Genomic DNA, 16703 nt, shown 5'->3' with positions numbered 1-16703 from the left:
GTTTTATATTTCCGCCATCGGCTACATAACCTGTTTTTACTTGGCTGACGTTTGATTTTTCGTAAAGTGTAAAGGCATTTTCCATTTGGTCTCGGTAGTTGCTTACATTGCCTGATGTTTCGTGATGGCCAATGAGCTGTACGCCTTTTTCTTTGCCGTATTGAGTCAGTGCTGCTATATCAAAATCATCGTACGGTTTGGTAAAGTTAAATACATCGCCATTAAAGTACCAATCGCCATCCCAGCCAATATTCCAGCCTTCAACGAGTACGCCATCAAAACCATACTGCGCTGCAAAATCCATATAGTATTTTGTGGTTTGCGTAGTGGCGCCGTGTTTTTTACCGCTACCCCAAGTTTGCGTGTTTATATGCATACCCCACCAAATACCGACGTATTTGCCAGGTTTAACCCACGACACGTCACCGAGTTTATTAGGCTCGTTTAGGTTTAGTATTATATCTGAATTAACTAAGCCAACAGCGCTGTCGGCTATTTGAATGGTGCGCCATGGTGTTTTAAAAGCGCCTTGCTTTTTAACGGCAATACCATCTGACCAAGGGGTTAAGTCGGCTGTAAATGTGCCTGGACGGCGCTGATTAAGCACCATACCCGCGTAATCAACAAGAGCGGCTTCATGAATACTAATATGAGTACCGTCACTTGTTTTAAACGTAAATGGTGTGTGGGCTAGTGGAGCTTCGTTAAGCGCGGTGGTGTTATAAACATATTCGTAGCGGTTCCAGCCACGAGCAGGTATCCACCATGCTGTTGCATCATGGCTATTGTTTATTGCAAATTCAGTTAACTCTTTAGTTATTTCTGTATGTTCGAAGCCGGTTTGTTGTGGCACTTCGTATCTAAAACCTACACCACTATCAAATGCTTTAAATCGAATAGTGTAGGTACCTTTATTTGGCTCGTTTTTTGTAAAGGTAACGGCTACTTCGTTATATTCGTCAACAACGTTTTGGCGTTCGCCCCAAGGTTGTTGCCACTGCGAGTTAACGCTTTGTTGTTCAATGCTTTTAATTTTAAAGCCATCGCTAAAAGCTGCTTGTGTTTTAAATTCAAACCCCAGTAAAGATTTGTTTATAACCGCTTTGTTTTTAAATTTTATGGCGTAGCTTGGCGTGTTGTTTTCGTCAGAGATGCTTACTGTTATTTGTGTGTCTGGCGATTTTAGCTCTACAGTTTGTCCGTAGCTATTACTAGCAAAGGCTAAAAGCACAAGTGCAGGGATTCTCATGGTGTGTCCTTAGATGAGTCGGTGGTGACATTTAAGGATAATGACTGTTGATGATTAATACGACTGCCTACATACGTATTCAATGTTTTAAAAAATAGAAAGAATTTAGTGGTTTAATCGGTCTATAATGTAAACAAATTGATAATAGCGACAAGAAAATGATAAAAAGCTTACTTTGTGTATTTTTACTAAGTGTTAGTACTGGAGTTTTTGCAGCAAATATAACAATTAAAAATGCTAATAATGACCCATTACCTAATGCTGTTGTGTGGCTAACTGCAGGAGATTCCTCTAGCGTTATTCCTCCAGAAGCACCTTATGCGATGACCCAGCAAAATCGAGAATTTAAGCCGCGTATTTTAGTTGTCCCACAAAATGCAAAGGTAGAGTTTCCGAATGCGGACTCAATCATGCATCATGTTTATTCATTTTCTAAAGCTAAAACATTTGAATTAAAGCTATATAAGGAGCACCCAAAAGCGCCCATTACTTTTGATCAAACAGGGGTTGTTGAGCTTGGCTGTAATATTCATGATTGGATGTTAGGTTATATTGTGGTGGTCGATAGTTCTATTTTTGCAATCACTGATGAAAATGGTCATGTTGATTTAAATGCCAATGCAGGCGAATACACGTTAAGTGTTTGGCATTCTGGGTTTAGTGATATTAGTAAGGTTGAATCTCAAACTATTACTGTGGCTACTAACCCGATCACTTATAAAGTAAAGCAGGAAATTGCGGAGCAAATTGACTTTGCTACGGATGAATTTGATGACTATTAATCGTTTAACGAGGCTGATATTTTTAGCCGGTGCTTTATGTTTTAGTAATGCATTGTATGCACAAGTAAAAGGCTTGATACAAATTAGAGCCGTGCAGGGTGACGATACACGTAGCTTCCAAGAGGGCGGCCTTGGGCTATATCGGCACGATACTAAAAGCGACGAACTTATTTTATCCCAAGGTATTTTAGATTTTAATGTTGATTTAGCATCTAGTTGGTCGGCTCATGGGGTGTTAAATGCGAATCAAGATCCTGACGTTGGCCTTGGTTTTACGCAAGCTTATATAAAGTATCAGCCGCTATCTAACAGCAACTATAAATGGCATGTGCGTGTAGGGGGCTTTTATCCACTTATGTCGCTTGAAAACCCTGATATAGGATGGACTTCTCCTTATAACTATACAAACTCAGCTATTAATAGCTGGATAGGCGAGGAAGTACGCACTGTTGGCGCAGAGGTAACTATTAAGCGCCCAGCAAAACGTTTTAACAGCGCTCTTAGCTTTAGTTTTGTAGGTGCTACATTTAAAGGCAATGACCCTGCCGGTACTTTACTTGCTTGGCGTGGTTTTGCATTACACGATAGGCAAACTACATTTAACGAAAGTGTTAAATTTGCGCCTGTAGCGGCATTAAATACGTATGAATTACGCTGGCAAGCTAATCAGGTTTTACCGTTTGAAGAAGTAGACGGACGTTTTGGCTATTACGCTGGCGTACACTGGGATTACTTAAAAAAATCACAATTTCGAATTTATTATTACAACAATAACGGTGACCCAACCACACTTAATATTAGTACAGGGCAGTATGCTTGGGATACTCGCTTTACAAGCGCCGCTTGGCTTTATAAGTTTAATAATAAAACCCGCTTTATAGCACAGGTACTTAATGGTAAAACCGAAATGGGCGCTAATGCTTTAATAGATAATGCCTTTTACAGCCATTATTTAATGTTAAGCCATAAAGAAGGCAAGCATCGAGTTTCTGTACGCTACGATTACTTTAAAGTGACAGATAACGACACTACTGCGTTTGATCCTAATGCAAGCAATGGAGAAGGTTTAACCGCAACATGGCGCTACCAGCTCACTAATAAACTACAAATAGGGGTTGAAGGTTCTGCACTTAAAAGTGTTGCAAAAAATAGAGAGCCAATTGGATTTAATGAACGAATCTCGCAGCAGCAAATAATGCTAAACGCTCAATGGCGATTTTAGGTTTTATAAACTAGATTTATTATCAAAAAGGTAGGTATTAAATATGGTTTTTTTTGGAGTAATTAATGAATTTGAATAGTATCCGCGTCAAAGTCTCTTTTCCTATTGTTATTTTAGGTATTGCTATCTTGTCGTTAATTATTGGGTATTCATACTTAATTAACTTACAAAAAAATGCATTAGATGTGCAATCCGATAAATTTATTAAGGCTGTGTCTCTTGCTTTGAGTGCCGACAGGGATTTGTATCAAGCAAAGGTTGCTGAGTTAAATTTAGTCGCACATAACGACAATAAAGAAGCTTATTTGCAAGAACATAAAGAAAATGCTGAGCAAGTAACGCAAAGGTTAGAGCAGTACTTAACTTTGTTATCGGACTATCCAAAAGCTATAAATGGGCTTCGCGGTTTTGATGGTGCTTATAATACTTGGTTAAACGCTTCACTGGCCTATATGAATGATAAAACAAATCTAAAAAAACAGTCTCAATCAGAAAAAGCATTTGACGAATTAAGAGCTACGCTTGATCAAGCTGGTGAATTAGCAGAGCAAACATCGGTTGAAGAAGTTCAAAAACTATCAGACACAATTGCTTCAACTAAGTTAACTATGCTTATTTTTGTCATATTAATTTTATTAGTGGCGTGTTGGTTTAGTTACCTTATTCCTAAGCAATTAACACAGCAAATTAACTATGTAACTTCTCGTATTAACGATATAGCCTCTGGTGATGGCGATTTAACTGGCAGGATCGCTATAACGTCTAAAGATGAGTTTTCTGAACTTGCAACGCAGTTCAATCGATTTCTCGACAACTTACAGCAATTAATTCGCGATATTTTAGAGCAATCAAAAGAGCTAAGTGAATTAGGAGGTGAGTTAAGTCAGGTTGCAAATAAAAACAATGCTGTAAATCAAACGCTCAGCCAAGCCTCTGAGTCAATAGTAAGTGCAGTGCATGAGATGAGTGTAGCAAGTAGAGAAGTTGCAGGTGTTGCTCAGCAATCATCAACAGAAGCTGATAAATCGTTAAATTTAGCTCAGCAAGGACTAACAGCGGTTGCGCACTCTAGTTCTCGTATTATTTCTTTGTCGCAAAATATGGAGCAAGCTATGGCGCGCTCTACAGAACTACAACAAAGTTCTGATAACATTGCCAAAGTACTTGAGGTTATTCGTGCAATTGCAGAGCAAACAAATCTGCTGGCGCTTAATGCTGCTATTGAAGCCGCGCGAGCTGGTGAATATGGCAGAGGTTTTGCTGTGGTAGCAGATGAAGTAAGAACATTGGCTACACGCACGCAAGTAAGCACAAACGATATTCAAAAAATGATAGAGCAATTTGCAACGAGCGTAGAACAATCAATTAAAGCGATAGATGAAGGTAAGCAATTTGCAGATGATGCGGTTGGCTCGTTTAGTCAAACTAATGATGTGCTTAATGCAATGCAAAGCTCGTCTACTAAAGTAAATGATATGGCGATGCAAACAGCGCAAGCGACTGAAGAGCAGACAACGGTTGCAGATGAAATAAGTCAAAACCTATCATCATTAAACGATCAAACTTTAGAAGGGGGAGCGCTTGCTCGAACTACTGAAGATGTATCTAAAAACATGGAACAATTGACAGATGAGCTAAATCACTTAGTGCATCGATTTAAAGTTTAAATAAGCTGATTATCGGGTTAGATAACTCTTTAAGGTTTTGAAATATAACTGTACTTATGTTGTTTGCTAGCTAGAGTTCAGTTTGAATCGTCATTATAAAAATAAAAAGGGACTTTAAAAGTCCCTTTTTTAATGCAATTTTAACCTTGAGAAGTCAACAAAGCCTAAAGTGAATTAGTATTATTTTTTATCAAAAGCGCGTTTCATGTAGTTAGGTGTAGCGAGTGCACCATGATGAATACCGCTGTTGTAGTATTCACTTTGCTCAGCTATTTGTGCTGCGCCGTCTTCTCTAAAACCGTCAAATGCTTGTGATTTACGTGCAAGTGTTACCGACCATAAACCGCTTGGGTAAATTGGTTGTGGGAATGGCAGTGTTTGTAAATCGTTAAAGCCTACGCTTAGCATTGCTTCGCGCATTTCAACTAATAATGGCATATGCATAAGAGGTGATTCGCTTTGTTGTACTAAAATACCACCTGGGCGCAGTGCATCTAAACAGCTTGTGTAAAACGCATGATTAAATAAACCTTCACCTGGACCCACCGGATCGGTGCCATCAACAATAACCACGTCGATAGATTCGCCAGCGGCTTCGCGCATGTATTTAATACCGTCGTCAAACATAACCGTTGCACGGGCGTCGTTGTTAGATTCACAAAGCTCTGGGAAGTATTTTAACGACATTTGCGTTACTACTTCGTCTATATCTATTTGCGTTACAGTTTCTACGCCTGGGTGTTTTAATACTTCGCGTAAAGTACCGCAGTCGCCGCCGCCAATAATAACGACGTTTTTAGGGTTTGGGTGCGCTAAAAGTGCAGGGTGGCTGATCATCTCATGGTAAAAGAAGTTTTCGCGGGTTGTTACCATAGTACACCCGTCGATGATCATTAAATTACCAAAGTCTGTGGTTTCAAACATTTCTACCTTTTGAAAAGGAGACTGTTTTTCATCTAACTTTTTATTAATACGTAATGAAAATGCGCTGCCATCGCGGTCGCTAATTTCAGTAAACCACTTACTTTGATCTAAATTTGCCATAGTTACTATTACACTTTTTTAGGTTGAGTATGAAAAAGGGGCAATTCTGCCAGTGCTTGGCGTTTTGCTCAATGACATTTTAACTGATTTGACGAATAAAGTTAGTTAGGAGTGAGTGAAAGTTCAATTTTTGTTAGCCTAGTGGATAGTGACGTATTAAAATGCGCCTTTATACCTAATTGACTAAAGAAGAGTTGCCATGACCTGGGGTTTAGAAACAGCACGCGCCACTTATAACGTTGCTCATTGGAGTGATGGTTATTTTGATATTAACGCACAAGGCGAACTGGTGGCTTACCCAGATGGCGACCAAACAAAACCGGCCATTTCTTTAACGCAATTAACAGAGCAGTTTAAACAACAAGGTTTAACGTTGCCGGTTTTAGTACGCTTTACCGATATTTTAAAAAATCGTGTAGACACCCTTACTAATGCGTTTACGCAAGCGCGAGCAAATCGTGAATATAACGGTAAATACACCTGTGTTTACCCAATTAAAGTAAATCAGCAACGTTCTGTAGTAAGTAAGCTATTAGCGCATCCAAGCGGGCTTGTTGGCCTAGAAGCAGGCTCAAAGCCAGAACTTATGGCTATTTTGGGCGTAGCAAAAGAGCCAATCACTATTGTGTGTAACGGCTATAAAGACAGTGAGTTTTTACGCTTAGCATGTATTGGTCAAGCAATGGGCCACAGCGTAAAAATTGTGGTAGAGAAGCTTTCAGAACTAACCACACTACTTGAAGAAATAGACAACCTAGGCATTGAACCTGCTATTGGTATTCGTATTCGCCTAAATTCAGTAGGCAAAGGCAAGTGGCAAAACACGGGCGGCGAAAAAGGCAAGTTTGGTTTAACGGCAGGCCAAGTACTAAGTGCTGTTGAAGTGCTGAAAAAGCATAATAAGCTGCACTTAATGCAAATGGTGCATTTTCATATTGGTTCTCAAATTGCCAACATTCGTGATATTCACCGTGCTTTACGTGAATGTGCACGCCACTTTGCTGAGCTTACACAATTAAACGTACCGTTAAATACCGTTGATGTGGGCGGCGGCTTAGGCGTTGATTACGAGGGCTCTGGCTCGCGTAGTGCTTGTTCAATGAATTACACCGTAGAAGAGTATGCGCGTAATGTAGTGAATGCATTTGCAGAAGTGTGCGATCAGCATAACCTTACGCATCCGGCCATTATCACCGAATCGGGGCGTGCTTTAACCGCTCACCATGCGGTATTAATTACCGATGTAATTGACGTAGAAAAAGCGCCCAATCATTTAAATCCAGAGCCACCGCTTGAAAATAGCGCGTTAGTGCTTGATGAAATGTGGCAGTGTTTACAGCGTTTAAACCCGCGTATGGCACTTGAGATTTATCACGACGCTATGCACTTATTTAGCGAAGCGCACGATCAGTACGTGCATGGCTTAGTAAGCATGCTAGAGTGGGCGAAAATAGAGCAGCTTTACTTTACTATTTTACATCGTGTACGTGCATCGCTTAGTAATAACGCGCGCGCGCACCGTGAAGTCCTCGACGATTTAAACGAAAAGCTTGCCGATAAACTCTTTGTTAACTTTTCATTATTTCAGTCATTGCCTGATGTATGGGGTATTCAGCAGTTGTTTCCGGTTATGCCAATCGAAAACTTAACTCAACCATTGACTCAGCGCGCGATTATTCAAGATATTACCTGTGACTCTGACGGTCAAATCCGCGAATACGTTGAAGGCGCTGGTATCGAAACCAGCCTACCAATACCAGAATATAAACACGGCGAGCAATACCACATTGCTATGTTTATGGTGGGTGCATATCAAGAAATTTTAGGCGATTTACATAACCTATTTGGTGACACTGATTCAGTGCATGTAGAGCTTAACGATGAAGGTTATGTGTTAACCAATGCTATAAAAGGTGATAGCGTTAAGGATGTATTAAAGTTTGTTGACTATGATAGCGCCATTTTAGCTGACAACTTTGCGTACCAAGTTAATAAACTTGATGTATCAGCGCAGTGTAAAGAAGGTTATTTAGCTGAGCTTAATGCAGGCCTTGAAGGCTATACCTATTTTGAAGATTAATTTGTAAGCAACTGAAAGCGCAGTATTAGTGGCTGCGCAATGTTTAAAGGAATGGAAGTAATGTCAGTTATTCGCGGTGTATTTAGTATTATTTTTTACACAATAAACACACTTTTTTGGTTTGTGCCTATTTTTATTTGCGGGCTTATAAAGCTTATACCTATTAAGCCTCTACAAAAGGTTATGAGCTGGGCTGCAAAGCAATTTGCAACTATTTGGGTGACCTTTAATAGCTTAAATCAAAAGTTATTTACGCAAACTAAACTTAATGTAACTGGCCTTGAAGACCTTAAGCTAAAGGATTGGTACCTAGTAATTGCAAATCACCAAAGCTGGGTCGATATTTTAGTATTGCAGCGCGTGTTTAACCGTAAAATTCCATTTTTAAACTTCTTTTTGAAAAAAGAGCTTATTTACGTGCCTATTCTAGGTTTGTGTTGGTGGGCGCTTGATTTTCCGTTTATGACTCGCACGAGTAAAAGCCAATTAAAAAAGAATCCAAAGCTGCGAGGCAAAGACTTAGAAACCACGCGTAAAGCCTGCGAAAAATTTAAAGAGATGCCAGTAAGTGTGGTTAACTTTGTAGAAGGCACTCGTTTTACTACACAAAAGCACGCGCGCCAAAATAGCCCGTTTCCACATTTATTAAAACCAAAAGCGGGCGGTATCGCTTTTGTAATGCAAGCGATGGGCGAGCAAATTACTAAAGTGGTTAACGTTACAATTCATTACCCTGATGGCATTCCTACATTCATGGATTTTGCAGGTGGTAAGGTAAAAAATATCAACGTACACGTGGATGTAAGGCCTGTAAGCGAAGAGCTTATTGGTGACTACACCGGCGATTCTGAATTTAGAGTGCGCTTTCAAAGCGAGCTAAATCGTTTATGGGAAAATAAAGAGCAAACATTACAATCGCTCGAAAAACACCCCAAATAAAAGGCAAAAATATGAGCTTACAGTTATGCTAAAAAAGTGGTTACCAAATTGGCTTAACGGCTTAATTGTGGGCTGCGTATTGTTTTCTAATGTAATGCTTTTTGGCTCACTAGTATTTGTACTAGGGCTTATTAAGTTATTACTGCCTTTGTCTGTTGTTAACTCTTTATTGCACAGCGCTTATCGAGGGTGGTGTAATGGCAATCGGTTTGGCTTGTGGCTAGGTTGTCCTAATATTGTGGTTGATATAAGTGGCGATTTAAATTCAAAAAGTTGGTATTTACTTATATGTAATCACACGAGTTGGTTAGATATAACCGTGCTTAGCTCATTACATGCATTGCCAGCCCCTAAGTTTTTTTTAAAAGATGAATTAAAATACGTGCCTTTTATTGGTACTGGTGCGTGGACTATGGGTATGCCGTTTATGAAACGGGTAAGCAAAGCACAGCTTGCTAAAAACCCAAAGTTGAAAGGGTTGGATGTAGAGCGCACAAAGCACAGCTGTCGCAATTTTCGTCACTATCCTACTACCATCGTTAATTTTGTTGAAGGCACACGCTTTACGCCAGCTAAGCATAATCTGCAGCAAAGTCCTTTTAAGCACTTATTAAAACCCAAAGCGGGTGGCATTGCTTTTGCGCTTGAAGTGCTAGCCAACCAATTTGATGCCATGCTAAATACAAGTTTAGTGTATAGCGGTAAAACAGATCACGTTTGTCGGAACTTACTCAAAGGCGAGCTAGATTCTATTTATGTTTCAATAGACGTAACGCCCATTAATGACAATATGCAGGGCAGCTATCAAACCGATGACGTATTTAAAGCTAATTTTCAACATTATGTGAATGAGCTATGGGTTGCGAAAGATCAGCAGCTTGCCGATATTTATGCTCAACAAGGTTTACCTGAACCACAAATCAGTAAGGAAATTGAAACACTATGACCAACACCCACCTACAGGAGTTAATAGCTCCTTGGTTTGAAAAAGTACCCGATGCGGATTTTCTTAGTTCTATTACCGCAGTTTCAATAGGGATTTTTTCTTTATTAATTGTTTACTTATTTACTCGTAGGTTAATGTTACCAGGCATTCAAAAAGTGGTAACTAAGCTTTCGCCTCAACGTATTGGTTCGTTGTCGCCTATGCTAAATAAGCTTAATAGACGTATTGCAGGTATGCTTTGCTGCGTATTATTTTTGGCGACCTTTGACAGTGTTTATCCGGTTAATGAGCTGACCGCTGAAATTTTGAAAACGGTTGGCCAAGCCATACTAATTATTCATGTAGGTTTTATTTTTAGCAGTATTGTAAGTATTGCGGGTTCTATTTATAACCAATTGGAGTTTGCACGCGAAGTCCCTATTCAGGGCTTAATTCAGGTTGTTAAGCTAATCACCTTTATTGTGTGTGCTATTTTAATTGTAAGTATTTTCCTTGAGAAATCTCCCACTTATATTCTCTCTGGCTTTGGTGCTATTGCAGCTGTTACGTTATTAGTATTTAAAGACACTATTTTAGGCTTTGTAGCGAGTATTCAAATCGCAGCAAATCGCCTAGTAACCTATGGTGATTGGATTCAAGTAGAAAACTACGGCGCCGATGGCGAAGTAATTGATTTGGGTTTAAACACTGTAAAGGTACGTAACTGGGATAACACCATAACAACTATTCCAACTTATATGCTAGTTGCGGGTTCGTTTAAAAACTGGCGTGGTATGCAAGAGTCGGGCGGTAGACGTATTAAACGTTCACTTAATATAGATATGCACAGTATTTGTTTAGTAAGTGACGAATTTAGAACACAAATTGATGCGGCTATTCCGTTGCATGATTACATTCGAGTGACGACATTACCCGCTCAGGTTTCTAATTTAGGGCTGTTTCGTCGTTATGCTGAGGGCTATTTAAAGCAGCACAGTAAAATTAATACGTCGCTTACGTTAATGGTACGAGAGCTACAACCAATGAACCACGGGTTACCGATTGAGTTTTATTGCTTTAGTGAAGACAAACGCTGGATTTCGTACGAGCATCTACAAGCCGAAATAATGGACCATTTACTTGCAGTATTGCCAGTGTTTGGGCTTAGGGCATATCAAAGTGTTAGTGGGCAATTAAGCCCTCCTAACGAGCAACAAACAGATAAGCCAACATTTAGAGTGATGGCAAATAGTGCTGCAAAAGACCCACAGCAATAAATAAAGCTAAGAGCCACCAAATAGGTGGCTTTTTAAATCGCAGCCATGCAAATGTAATTATTACTAACGCAACCTGCCAAAGGTTATGCACAGCCGATGTCCAAATTGGTGAATACAATGCGGCCGCTAAAAAACCGACTACCGCTGCATTAAGCGCCGCTATTGAACTTGCAAAACGTGGCTTACTTGCCAAATTAATCCAACTCTTCTGAAACGCCAGTATAAGTAAAAAACCAGGCATAAATATAAGCAGTGTAGCTATAAGGGCACCCACTAAAGGTTGCTCAGTAGTAAGTTGTGCGCCTAAGTAAGTAGCAATAGTAAACATTGGTCCTGGCACTGCCTGTGCACTCGCGTAAGCACTTAAAAACTGATCATCACTCAATGCTGGTACGCCAGCTTGAAGTACTGGCAGTACTACGTGTCCGCCGCCAAACACCATTGCACCCGCTTGGTAAAAAGGGGTAAACAAAGCAAACTCATGTTCTAGTGGAATAAAGCTAACCCCAAGTAAGAGCGCAAATAACCCCAGTGCAATCCAATTAATATTACTGTTTTTACTGCTAACATCGTCTGCTACTGTGCCAAGTTTTAATAAAGGCCATATAGCACCTACTGTTGCTGCAGTGATTAAAATCGCTATTTGAGTTCCCATCATTGGAAATAACACCAAGGCAAGTGTACTCATTATCGCAAGTAACTTAAGCGCAGCACTTGTACAAAAGCTTTTAGCCATACTAAGTGTTGCATCCGCGACTATAACAACGGCAAATAACTTTAAGCCTGCAATAATTGCAAAGTAAACAGCGTCAAACTGATGGGCACTAACCGCAAGCAGCACCATTATTAAAAACGAAGGCAAGGTAAAGCCTACAAAAGCAGCTATACCACCCAGTACTCCTGCACGCTCAACACCAATAGCAAAACTAACTTGGCTAGAGCCTGGCCCTGGTAATGCTTGGCTTAAACTAATAAGTTGTGCGTAACGGGTGTTAGTTAGCCAATTTAACGAATCTACAAAGTGGCGCTTAAAATAGCCTAAATGCGCAGCGGGGCCACCAAAACTCATGCACCCTAGTAAAAAAAATTGTCTAAAAATAGCAATTAACATTGCGCCAATATCCTTTGTAAAATTCATTAAATTGTCACAGCGTAGTATGACATTTTTATTAAAACGGCACATTAGTTTGAGGTCTGTTTAACAATCAAGCAAGATGCGCTGCTTTTAACACTCTCTTCATAGTTTGTTCATACATGTATTTGCATACTCTTGCTAAATTCTTAATGAATAGGGTATCACCATGACTTTAACTAAATCACTTTTAAGCGTAACCGTAGTAGCTGTATTACTTTCTGGTTGTGAAATGAATAACACCGGCAAAGGTGCGGCTATTGGCGCAGCAGCGGGNGTGGCGTATTAGGTAAAGCAACAAGTAACCATAAAGATAAGCGTATTTTCATAGGCGCAGCTATCGGCGCACTAGCTGGCGCTGCAGTGGGTAACTACATGGATAAGCAAGAAGAAGCATTTCGTGATGAACTTGCAGGCTCTGGTGTTGAAGTTGTACGTGAAGGAGATAACTTGCGTTTAGTTATGCCATCTAATATTACGTTTGCGACCGACCAATCTTATATTTCGTCTGGCTTTAACGATACCTTAGATGCTATTGCTAAAGTGATGAACAAATACGAAAAAACGTACCTAAGTATTGAAGGCCACACAGATAGCACAGGTAAAGACAGCTACAACATGAACCTATCGCGTGAACGTGCTCAAAGCGTTAAAAACTACTTAGTGAACCAGCAGATTATGGCTGAGCGTGTAAGTACTATGGGTTATGGCGAAACACGTCCAATTGCGACTAACGATAGTGCAAATGGCCGTGCTCAAAACCGCCGTGTAGAAATTCAAATAGTGCCAAACACAGAAGAATAATTAGTCTTTATTAAGCTGTAATTCACACAGTTTTTGATACAACGGGTTACTTGCTACTAATTCTTGGTGGGTACCCGTTGCTATAATCTCTCCATTTTCCATTACCACAATCACATCGGCATGTTTAACCGTTGCTAGTCTATGGGCAATAATAAGCGTGGTGCGGTTTTGCATTAAATGCTCAAGCGCTGCTTGTACATGGTGCTCACTTTGAGCATCGAGTGCGCTGGTGGCTTCATCTAAAAGCAGTATTTCAGGGTCTTTTAAAATAGCGCGTGCCAGTACAATACGCTGCTTTTGCCCACCCGATAACCTCACACCTTGCTCACCTAAAAAACTGTTATAACCTTGCGGTAATTGTTTAATAAATTCATCTGCATGAGCATGTTTTGCAGCGGCATATACTTGCTCGTCACTTGCATTTGGGTTGCCGTAGCGAATGTTATGCATTACATCGGAGCTAAATAAAATAGGGTTTTGCGCTACCATACCCATTTTACCTCTGAGGGTATTAAGCGATAATTCTTTAATGTTTATATCTTTAAATTTAATGGCTCCGCTAGCCGGATCGTAAAAGCGCTGTAGTAATTCAAATAAGGTTGTTTTACCTGCGCCAGAAGGGCCAACAATAGCCACAGTTTGGCCTTGAAGAATATTTAAACTTATTTTATTAAGTGCGCTTACGTCTGGGCGAGAAGGGTAGTTAAAGCTTATATTCTCAAGCGTAATAGCAGGGCTGTTACTATTTTTTAGTAAGTTACTATCTTGTGGATTTAGTGGGTTTTCTATCTCACTTTTAACAGCAAGTAACTCAAGTAATCTTGCAGCTGCGCCTGCTGCGCGTTGTAGTTCGCCATATACTTCAGCAACGGTTGCCACCGACATTGCCACCATAATAGCGTAAAACACAAAGGCTCCTAGCTCACCGCCAGTCATGGTACCTGCTAATACGTCGCTGCCGCCGACCCACAGCATTGCGCTAATAGCGCTAAAAGTTAAAAATATTACCGCTGCAATTAAAAACGAACGTTGCTTAATACGGCTTTTAGCCACATTAAAGGCTTTTTCGGTTTCAAGTGCAAAAGCGTGCTGCTCTTGCTCTTCGTGGCTATAGCTTTGCACAACTTTAATATTTTGAATGATCTCGCCGGCATAGGTGCTTATATCGGCTATGGCATCTTGGCTGGAGCTTGCAAGTTTGCGCACCTTTTTACCAAATATCATCATAGGAACAAGTACCAACGGCACACAAGCAACAACCACTAAAGTAAGTTTTAAATTAGTAAACAACAGCATAGCAAGTCCACCAACCAGCATAAGTACACTGCGAAGCGCCATAGAAAATGATGAACCAATAATTGATTGCAGTAATGTTGTGTCGGTTGTTAAACGCGACATAAGCTCGCCACTGCGGTTTTCTTCAAAGTAGCTTGGGTGCAAAGTAACAATGCGATTAAACACGGCTTTGCGAATATCGTTACTGACTCGTTCGCCAATCCACGACATTAAATAAAAGCGGCTAAAGGTGCCCGCGGCCAATAAACTAATTAAACCAATAAGCACTAATACAGCTTGTTGTAGCTGATCTTTAGAGCCAGCTATAAAGCCATGATCTATGACAAACTTAACCCCTTGACCTAATGATAAGTTAACACCAGCGGTGACTAAAAGGGCGCCAAGTGCCGCTACTACCATCCATTTATACGGTTTAATAAACGCAAAAATAGGTAATAAACTACTAAAAGCGGCTTTTTCGGGCTTAGGGCTTGTTTTTGACATAGTGGATTCTTTTTAAAGGTTAAGGTATAGATATGGCACTAAGATAATAAAAATCAATACTATTAAATATTGGCCAATAAGGAAACGTTATGACTACTGCAACCGTAAGTGGAGAATTTAATGTAAATCTGGCCCCTATAGAAGGCTACGCAAGCGGCCAAAACGGCGTTAATTTAGGGCGTATGTCGATAGATAAAACATTTAAAGGTAGCTTAAATGCCACCAGCCAAGGCGAAATGCTAAGCGCCATGACTCCTACACAAGGAAGTGCCGGTTATGTTGCCATAGAGCAAGTAATAGGCGAGCTTGAAGGTAAAAAAGGCAGCTTTGTATTACAGCATTTTGGCACTATGGATAAAGGCCAAGACAGCCTAATTTTAAATGTAATTCCCGACTCAGGCACTAATGAGCTAGAAGGGTTAACGGGCAGTATGAAAATACGTATTGAGCAAGGGATTCACTACTACGATTTTGAATACACTTTATAAGATACACAAGGATTAAAATGCAAAAAGTAATCGAATTTAGAAAGACCCGTTTTTTGGGTGGGGTAGATATAGTCGCACTGAATGACCGCATACAGGAATTAAACCAAGATGGCTGGAAAGTAGTAAACGCAGTGCCATTGACAGGCTTTTATGGGAAAGTGCATGGTTATACTTTATTTATTGAAACTGACGAGTTTTAAATGACATTTACAGTATGGTTAAGCCTAGCGGCTATTTGTATGATGGGCGCAATGTCGCCAGGACCAAGTTTAGCGGTGGTTTTAAAGCACTCACTTAACGGCAGTATGAAAAACGGAATGCTTGCCGCGCTCAGCCATGGTACTGGTGTTGGGTTATACGCAGGTGCATCGTTATTAGGGCTAGGCGCTTTAATGATGCAGTTTCCGACTGTTTATCAAATACTGGTGTATTTAGGCGCAGCCTATTTGGCATATTTAGGTATAAAAATATTGCTAGCAAAACCCAGCAATAACGAACTTGAAGTACAAAAAAGTGAAGTAAGTGCTGGCCAGGCTTTACAAGATGGCTTTGCTATTGCGTTTTTAAACCCCAAGCTCGCTATTTTCTTTTTAGCCTTGTTCTCACAATTTATAGACCCTCAGCTACTTACTTTAAACGTGGGTATAATTATGTGTTTAACCGTGTTTGTAATTGATACCGGCTGGTATTTGCTGGTCGCGTTACTGACAGAGGTTTCAAAAAATCGCTTTGGTTTTACCAAGCAAAGTCCGTGGCTTGATAAAATATTGGGAGTCATATTTATTGCCCTTGCGATAAAAGTGGTGCTAAGCCTTTAAATCGCGTTCCCGATGCAGGGGCGCGTGCCTCTATGTCCCCTGCAGCCTAACCCTCATGCCCTGCATACGTATTCATCACAATAAGTTCACCTTTTAGTTACAATTTGTTGGTTGTGTTTTAAACAACACAGCAATACCTGACAACAATAACTCAAAGGTTCACACACATGGACAAGTTTAAACTAAGTGCACTTATGCTGGCTTTATTTGCCGCTAATAGTGCATTGGCTGCAAACGAAAGCTCAACAAATCAATCACCTAGTGCACAAGTTGAAGATTTAGAAATTATTGAAGTGCGAGGCTTTAGTCGCAGTTTAATCCAATCTTTAAATCAAAAGCGTTTTAGCGATACGGTGTCAGAACAAATTTCTGCCGATGATTTAGGGGCGCTGCCTGATATTTCAATGGCCGATGCACTTACACGATTACCTGGTATTTCAGCGGTACGAACGGGCGGGCAAGCAGCGCAAATTAATATACGCGGGCTGTCGGGCGGG

Annotated in this window: 15 protein-coding genes and 1 pseudogene; 12 read left to right on the top strand and 4 right to left on the bottom strand. The window is 40.3% G+C overall.

Annotation, left to right across the window (positions count from 1 at the left end; all coding sequences use genetic code 11):
• The coding region (locus tag L652_RS0113895; protein WP_024603513.1) for a glycoside hydrolase family 97 N-terminal domain-containing protein at window positions 1-1249 on the bottom strand (1249 nt) is incomplete at its 3' end.
• Window positions 1250-1407: 158 nt separating this feature from the next.
• Between L652_RS0113895 and L652_RS0113890 the strand changes: the two genes are divergently transcribed.
• The 3 genes from L652_RS0113890 (at window position 1408) to L652_RS0113880 (ending at window position 4920) form a co-directional block, all read left to right on the top strand.
• Window positions 1408-2031 (top strand): plastocyanin, encoded by a 624-nt coding sequence (locus L652_RS0113890; RefSeq protein WP_024596788.1) that lies wholly within the window; start codon window positions 1408-1410, stop codon window positions 2029-2031.
• On the top strand, window positions 2021-3253 hold the full coding sequence (locus tag L652_RS0113885) for a hypothetical protein (protein ID WP_024596787.1): 1233 nt from the start codon (window positions 2021-2023) through the stop codon (window positions 3251-3253). The genes L652_RS0113890 and L652_RS0113885 overlap by 11 nt, the downstream gene beginning before the upstream one ends.
• 65 nt (window positions 3254-3318) lie before the next feature.
• A complete protein-coding gene (locus L652_RS0113880; RefSeq protein WP_024596786.1) occupies window positions 3319-4920 on the top strand; it encodes a methyl-accepting chemotaxis protein in 1602 nt (533 codons plus the stop codon).
• Between the two features lie 180 nt (window positions 4921-5100).
• Here the strand turns inward: L652_RS0113880 and speE are convergent, their stop codons facing one another.
• Window positions 5101-5964 carry a polyamine aminopropyltransferase gene (gene speE / locus L652_RS0113875; protein WP_008138747.1) on the bottom strand — a complete coding sequence of 288 codons (864 nt, stop codon included), beginning with the start codon at window positions 5962-5964 and terminating at the stop codon, window positions 5101-5103.
• A gap of 199 nt (window positions 5965-6163) precedes the next feature.
• Here speE and speA point away from each other — a divergent pair, with 199 nt between their 5' ends.
• Genes speA through L652_RS0113855 form a run of 4 tightly spaced genes read left to right on the top strand, consistent with a single transcriptional unit; the run spans window position 6164 to window position 11185 of the window.
• On the top strand, window positions 6164-8044 hold the full coding sequence (gene speA / locus L652_RS0113870; RefSeq protein ID WP_002959544.1) for a biosynthetic arginine decarboxylase: 1881 nt from the start codon (window positions 6164-6166) through the stop codon (window positions 8042-8044).
• 60 nt (window positions 8045-8104) lie between these two features.
• The gene (locus L652_RS0113865) at window positions 8105-8983 is read left to right on the top strand and encodes an acyltransferase (protein ID WP_024596785.1); all 879 of its coding nucleotides are present in this window, start codon (window positions 8105-8107) and stop codon (window positions 8981-8983) included.
• A gap of 25 nt (window positions 8984-9008) precedes the next feature.
• Window positions 9009-9929 (top strand): acetyltransferase, encoded by a 921-nt coding sequence (locus L652_RS0113860; RefSeq protein ID WP_024596784.1) that lies wholly within the window; start codon window positions 9009-9011, stop codon window positions 9927-9929.
• Window positions 9926-11185, top strand: a complete 1260-nt coding sequence (locus L652_RS0113855; protein WP_024596783.1) for a mechanosensitive ion channel domain-containing protein — start codon at window positions 9926-9928, stop codon at window positions 11183-11185. The genes L652_RS0113860 and L652_RS0113855 overlap by 4 nt, the downstream gene beginning before the upstream one ends.
• Here L652_RS0113855 and chrA read toward each other — a convergent pair.
• Entirely contained in the window at window positions 11142-12296 is a 1155-nt protein-coding gene (gene chrA / locus L652_RS0113850) for a chromate efflux transporter (RefSeq protein WP_024596782.1), read from the bottom strand. The genes L652_RS0113855 and chrA overlap by 44 nt on opposite strands.
• Before the next feature lie 190 nt (window positions 12297-12486).
• Here chrA and L652_RS01000000123830 point away from each other — a divergent pair.
• A pseudogene (locus tag L652_RS01000000123830) lies at window positions 12487-13121 on the top strand (OmpA family protein).
• Here the strand turns inward: L652_RS01000000123830 and L652_RS0113840 are convergent.
• Window positions 13122-14900, bottom strand: coding sequence for an ABC transporter transmembrane domain-containing protein (locus L652_RS0113840; RefSeq protein WP_024596781.1), 1779 nt, complete (start codon window positions 14898-14900; stop codon window positions 13122-13124). It abuts the pseudogene before it with no gap.
• Window positions 14901-14989: 89 nt separating this feature from the next.
• Between L652_RS0113840 and L652_RS0113835 the strand changes: the two genes are divergently transcribed.
• From L652_RS0113835 to L652_RS01000000123825, 4 genes are all read left to right on the top strand, one after another.
• Complete coding sequence (locus L652_RS0113835; RefSeq protein ID WP_002959535.1) at window positions 14990-15388, top strand: DUF3224 domain-containing protein; 399 nt, start codon at window positions 14990-14992, stop codon at window positions 15386-15388.
• A 17-nt stretch (window positions 15389-15405) separates the two neighbouring features.
• Window positions 15406-15588 carry a hypothetical protein gene (locus L652_RS0113830; RefSeq protein ID WP_024596780.1) on the top strand — a complete coding sequence of 61 codons (183 nt, stop codon included), beginning with the start codon at window positions 15406-15408 and terminating at the stop codon, window positions 15586-15588.
• On the top strand, window positions 15589-16206 hold the full coding sequence (locus tag L652_RS0113825; RefSeq protein ID WP_024596779.1) for a LysE family translocator: 618 nt from the start codon (window positions 15589-15591) through the stop codon (window positions 16204-16206). It begins immediately after the preceding gene.
• A gap of 167 nt (window positions 16207-16373) precedes the next feature.
• Window positions 16374-16703: TonB-dependent receptor plug domain-containing protein (locus tag L652_RS01000000123825; RefSeq protein ID WP_033013488.1), on the top strand; the 330-nt coding region annotated here is incomplete at its 3' end.

The organism is Pseudoalteromonas sp. TB25, assembly GCF_000497995.1.
In the GTDB taxonomy this organism is placed as follows: Bacteria; Pseudomonadota; Gammaproteobacteria; order Enterobacterales; family Alteromonadaceae; genus Pseudoalteromonas; species Pseudoalteromonas distincta.
The sequence above is the reverse complement of the archived record's forward strand: the minus strand, read 5'-3'. Positions and strand labels throughout refer to the sequence as shown.